Source organism: Candidatus Obscuribacterales bacterium, assembly GCA_036703605.1.
GTDB lineage: Bacteria > Cyanobacteriota > Cyanobacteriia > RECH01 > RECH01 > RECH01.
In genome coordinates, this window is record DATNRH010001135.1 from 1 (window position 1) to 4493 (window position 4493).

At 52.6% G+C, this 4493-nt stretch carries 4 protein-coding genes; 2 read left to right on the forward strand and 2 right to left on the reverse strand.

Features of this window, described 5'->3' with window-relative positions; all coding sequences use genetic code 11:
- A partial coding sequence (locus V6D20_23505) for a hypothetical protein (protein HEY9818746.1) occupies positions 1-188 on the forward strand: 188 nt, incomplete at its 5' end.
- 966 nt (positions 189-1154) lie between these two features.
- Here the strand turns inward: V6D20_23505 and V6D20_23510 are convergent.
- Both V6D20_23510 and V6D20_23515 read right to left on the reverse strand, forming a co-directional pair.
- A complete protein-coding gene (locus tag V6D20_23510) occupies positions 1155-2111 on the reverse strand; it encodes a tail fiber domain-containing protein (GenBank protein ID HEY9818747.1) in 957 nt (318 codons plus the stop codon).
- Positions 2112-2733: 622 nt separating this feature from the next.
- Positions 2734-3324: a hypothetical protein gene (locus V6D20_23515; GenBank protein HEY9818748.1), complete on the reverse strand. Its 591-nt coding sequence runs from the start codon at positions 3322-3324 to the stop codon at positions 2734-2736.
- A gap of 804 nt (positions 3325-4128) precedes the next feature.
- Between V6D20_23515 and V6D20_23520 the strand changes: the two genes are divergently transcribed.
- A partial coding sequence (locus V6D20_23520) for a hypothetical protein (protein HEY9818749.1) occupies positions 4129-4493 on the forward strand: 365 nt, incomplete at its 3' end.

Genomic DNA, 4493 nt, shown 5'->3' on the forward strand with positions numbered 1-4493 from the left:
CGAAGTCCGTGTTAAGCCCGGAATCCAACCACGTCTCAACGAACGTCGAAATCCCTCCGTTCTTAGATTCATGGATATCTCCGCCCGGCTGTGCGATATACTGGATAGTAGAATCCGCAGGAGACAGCGCTGAAGAGGATAAAGTCCTAGTAGTGATGCTAGCAGTGGCAGCTACAGCGGCATCGTAGAATACCTTCCATGCTCCGGCTACTCCGACCCACCCCTTAGCTACTGTTTTGTATGCCCCTCCTACCCCAACGGAGATAGCGGCTACTGTTTTGTTAACTCCCCCAACCCCTACGAAAGCGGTCATGGGGTGTACTGCAACCAGACAGCGCCATCAGCTGGAGTACCCGAAGCTACTGCTGTGGATACAGTCTGATTCTTAGTAGCCCACGTACCGGCGTCAGTGATCTGGGACATAGTATGCGTATGGCTGGTAGCAGCCTTACCCGCTAGAGCGGTATCAAGTCCTGTGATATTGGCAGTTGTGTGCGTGTGGCTGGTAGCAGCTTTCCCGGCTAGAGCCGTATCCAACCCTGTAACCTGTGAGGTAGTGTGGGTGTGAGAAGCCGCAGCGATCCCCGCCTCAGCTAGGGTGTTATTAACCCACGCTGATGCGTTCCACTTTAGAATCTCTCCATTAGCTTTAGCACTGATAACAACGTTGTCTAGATCATCTAGGTTGTGGTTGTGGGTGCTGAGGGCACCATTCGTGATACCGTACCCGGCTAAGGTCGTAGGCTTACTAGTAAGCGAGGCAAAGGTGTGTGTGTGAGCAGCAAGAGCATAGGAGCCAGCAGGTTGGGCATCTGTAATTCCATACCCCAGCAAGGTGGTGGGTTTGCTTGTAAGTGAAGCGAATGTGTGGGTATGAGTATTTGTGGCGGCGTCAGTAATACCGTACCCACTGAGGGTGGTAGGCTTAGATGTGATTGTGGAGAAAGCGTGGGTGTGGGTTGGGAGCTGTCCAGCTGTTAACGTTCCGATAACATCTAGAGTAGCTAAACCGTTAGCTTCTCCTACCCGCACCCTATAGTCTGTGTTTGTCTTAACTGCGTAAACGTCGGAACCTATAGGTGCAGACAGTAGCGCTAAGTTGTCAATCTCTTGATTCGCCATTTAGATTTTTCCTCTTGAAGTTTCTGTAACACTCATGCTGTTTCTAGGGCAGTAAGACGGCCCTCTAAAGACGAAATAAGTTGTGCAACTCCTACTGAGATAAAAAAGCTCAGCTCAGCAGGGCGTAAACTGTACCTATCCCCAGCCGGCTGGTAGCTCTGTAGTACCTCTCCCGTCTCTTCCTCGACTACCATGGGAATCTCTCCCCATGAGTCGTAGCATACGAAACCGTAGCGGAACGGGTCTAGCCCGTGGGACTCCATAATAGAGATAACGCTCTGCACAGTGGGGCTGCAATGCAGTCTGGCATCGGGGCCTTTCTCTGCTATTGCATCATTCCACTGGAAGATCACAGCAGCATTCGCTAGCTCTTTGGCGGCGGCTAACTCCTGCACGTTTAGAGTACCTCGTACAGATTTATCTCGAGCATCGGAGGTATTGATAACCCCGGTGGCCGAATAGACTACAGAACACCTGCGTGCCGCTTCAAAGGAGCTGATTGTGTTGTCCGTCCCGGCTCCTACTGTAGTTCCATCAACACGGAGCCACTGATTAGACGCCAGTGACAGGTTATTACTACTGCCCACATTGAAGGTCATCGCCGCGCCTTGACCGAAGTACATGGTGCCCCCGGTCGCTTGAATCGCGTTCAGCGCATTGACCGAGTTGTTGGTTCGGTTGATGGTCAGTCCGGGAGAGATGGTGGTGTTGAGGATGGTGCTGGGAACCTTGTCGCCTCGTATGAACTGCCCCTCTGACCCAGCCGCAATGGCTGGCTCCTTTCCCGCCAGCGCATCAAACACAGCATCCCCACTGGGGGAGTGTGTGATATCACCGTTTGTGATTGTCTGTGTTATTGGGTCGATCAGTAGATTGCCGCCCGCGTCGCGGAGGTCTACTCCCAGAGTAGCTCCCGCAGTTGCCCCTTCCTCAGCCCGGATAAATCCGTTAGGACGGCCGTAGATAGAGACAGGATATTTATCCGCCATACATGATACTCCTTGGTTTGGGGTGGGGGAGCCGCAGGCTCCGCTCTTTTGATTGTGACTACTTCGACAGCCTGATTCAGGAATAGTTCAACGAGGGGCGGAACTTCTCCCAAAAGCGGGTGTCTTATAGGGGTCGAGTGTACGGGAAGACAACGGACAGCCAGCTATTGCAGCGGGTGACAGATACCTAGACTTGATGAACCACACCTGTACCTCTTTGACCTCCGAGGATAAATGTTGGTCTGAGCGGCTCCACTCAAACTCAGGGAGCTAGGCTAGCATACCCATTAGTATGCCGTTTTTCCCTACTACTTGGCGGTTAACGCATGGGGTAGCGGGGTGACAGTAAGCCCGTAACATGGGGACCACACAGCGGGCAGCGTGGGCGAACGACAGAGCGCGTGGGGAGGACGTCAAGGTTAATCTCTTGGCTTCTTCTATAGTCTAGTCGATGGGAGGTGATTCCTCTGGTCAAACCTCAGATCAGCGCGTTGCTTCGCAACTGCTACTCGGGCTGGCCCTTAAGCTGATCCGCCTCTTACGAGGAGGACAGGCTTTGGGTCAGTTACCTAGATCATCTAAACTAAAGCGTACAGTACAGCAGAAGGCGACGTGAGGAGCCTTAGATAATATAGCCTTTCAGACGTAAGCTGTACTCAGAACCATCGAAGAGCGTCTCTTCTGTATCCATATCAATTACATGCAAGTTCTCAAGGCTTACACCCTTACTAGTGTCTAACCGCTTGAAGATCGGAACTCTTCCCTTCTCTGCGAAGCACGGATAGATTACCTCCGTGAACTCTTCCTCTGTAATAGTCGGGGGAATCGAGCTTTCCCTCCCCTTCATCGCATTCTTCCTCCAATTAAGGCTGGCTTCTTTCCACCAACCCTCGGGCGTGGTCAGGGAGCTGGCCTTTTTTGCGTTACGCTGTGGCTTCAGTACATCTTGGTACCTCTCCCTACGCAGACGCTTGGCCTTCTTCCAATGCACCGCCGGCTTCTTCGCCCGTACAACATGCTTACTCGTAAGTTTTCTCCGCAGAACTCGGTTATTCTTCAACTCTGCAACCAGTCCATCGAGAGGTGTCGCTGCTTCGCGGCTCCCGTCAATTGTGGATTGCGAGGTCTCCTCCTCCAGCTTCATGCCTCTGAGGAGAGCGAGCAGCTCTATAAGCTCTACCGCCTCTTCCCCTTCTATGGGTACATCTTTCATACGCGTGCTCCTTCCTCGTCTAACCTTTAGGGCGGGTTAGTCTCGCCGGACAACTGCGTCGTCCTTGTAGGGTCCATACAACTAACGAGGCAGGGCCTCTATGCTGAGAGGAGAGACACTCTCCGCTCGTAGGTACATGTAAGACCGTCGAGGTATACTTAAGTTCCGTTCATTCATAAACTAGTCAGCAAACTTCACCGTGAGGTCTTTTTAAATTTTCAAGGGGGTCGGTTTAGCCTTTTTGGGGGTCCGAAAGAGCTTTTTCTGGTACCTGCTCACTACGAATGATAGGGCCCCACCCACGCGGCCACAGGGCCGGGGGCCTGCGGGGGATACCACCGGGGGTCTGTGGTCAAACGAGGCACAAGGGGCGTGATCGGGGCACCATACGCTGAACGGGGGAACGGTACGGCCATGCAACCTAGCCGTTCAGGGTCCAGTCAGGGGAACGGGCAGAGCCTAGCCCACGCTGTAGGCCGCCGCGTGGGCCACGCTTACGAGTAAGCGGAATGTTAAGAAGTTGTTAAAAAAGCCTTCATTTGGTATTAACGAAACTTTAACGAAACATTAACGATAATTTAACATTCATTTAACGTTTATTTAACATAACCTGTGGTACCATAACAGAGTAAAGTTATGCCTGCGTTAATGCTCCAAATGCTTACGAGTAAGCGGCCCGCCAAGCTGAACCATTCATAATTTGGCCGCAAATAACTTACTAGTAAGCGGCACAAGGTAGGAAAAGGGTGTATAGTCACTACATCGGGGCTGCATCCCGTAGCTCCGAGAAACGAGGGTAACAACATGAACGCGAAAGTCGAAAACAACGAAGTCAAAGCGGTATTGGTGGATGACAAGGTTATCCGGCAGGAAATGTCGCAGGTTGAGCGTTCCGCGCACATCATCGCGGAAGTGTCCGAGATTGTGGATAGCTTGACCGCAGTCCGGGCCAAGCGTGGCGAAGCGAACGCGATCAAGACGTTGGACAAGGTTCGGGCGCTGGCGGTGGAAGTCGCGGATAACGGACTGAATACCGCGAAGGTCGCGGATTTGCTCCACAATGCGATGATTACCGCGAAGATTGCCAAGGGTACCGCCGATCCTTACCGCGACGCTTTCAAGGGTTACGTAAAGGCCGTGAAGGAAGGCACCCCGATTGAGTCGGGCCA

Coding starts and splice junctions, on each gene's coding strand:
- V6D20_23515 (HEY9818748.1), bottom strand. CDS start 3,324: ATGAAAGATGTACCCATAGAAGGGGAAGAGGCGGTAGAGCTTATAGAG.
- V6D20_23510 (HEY9818747.1), bottom strand. CDS start 2,111: ATGGCGGATAAATATCCTGTCTCTATCTACGGCCGTCCTAACGGATTT.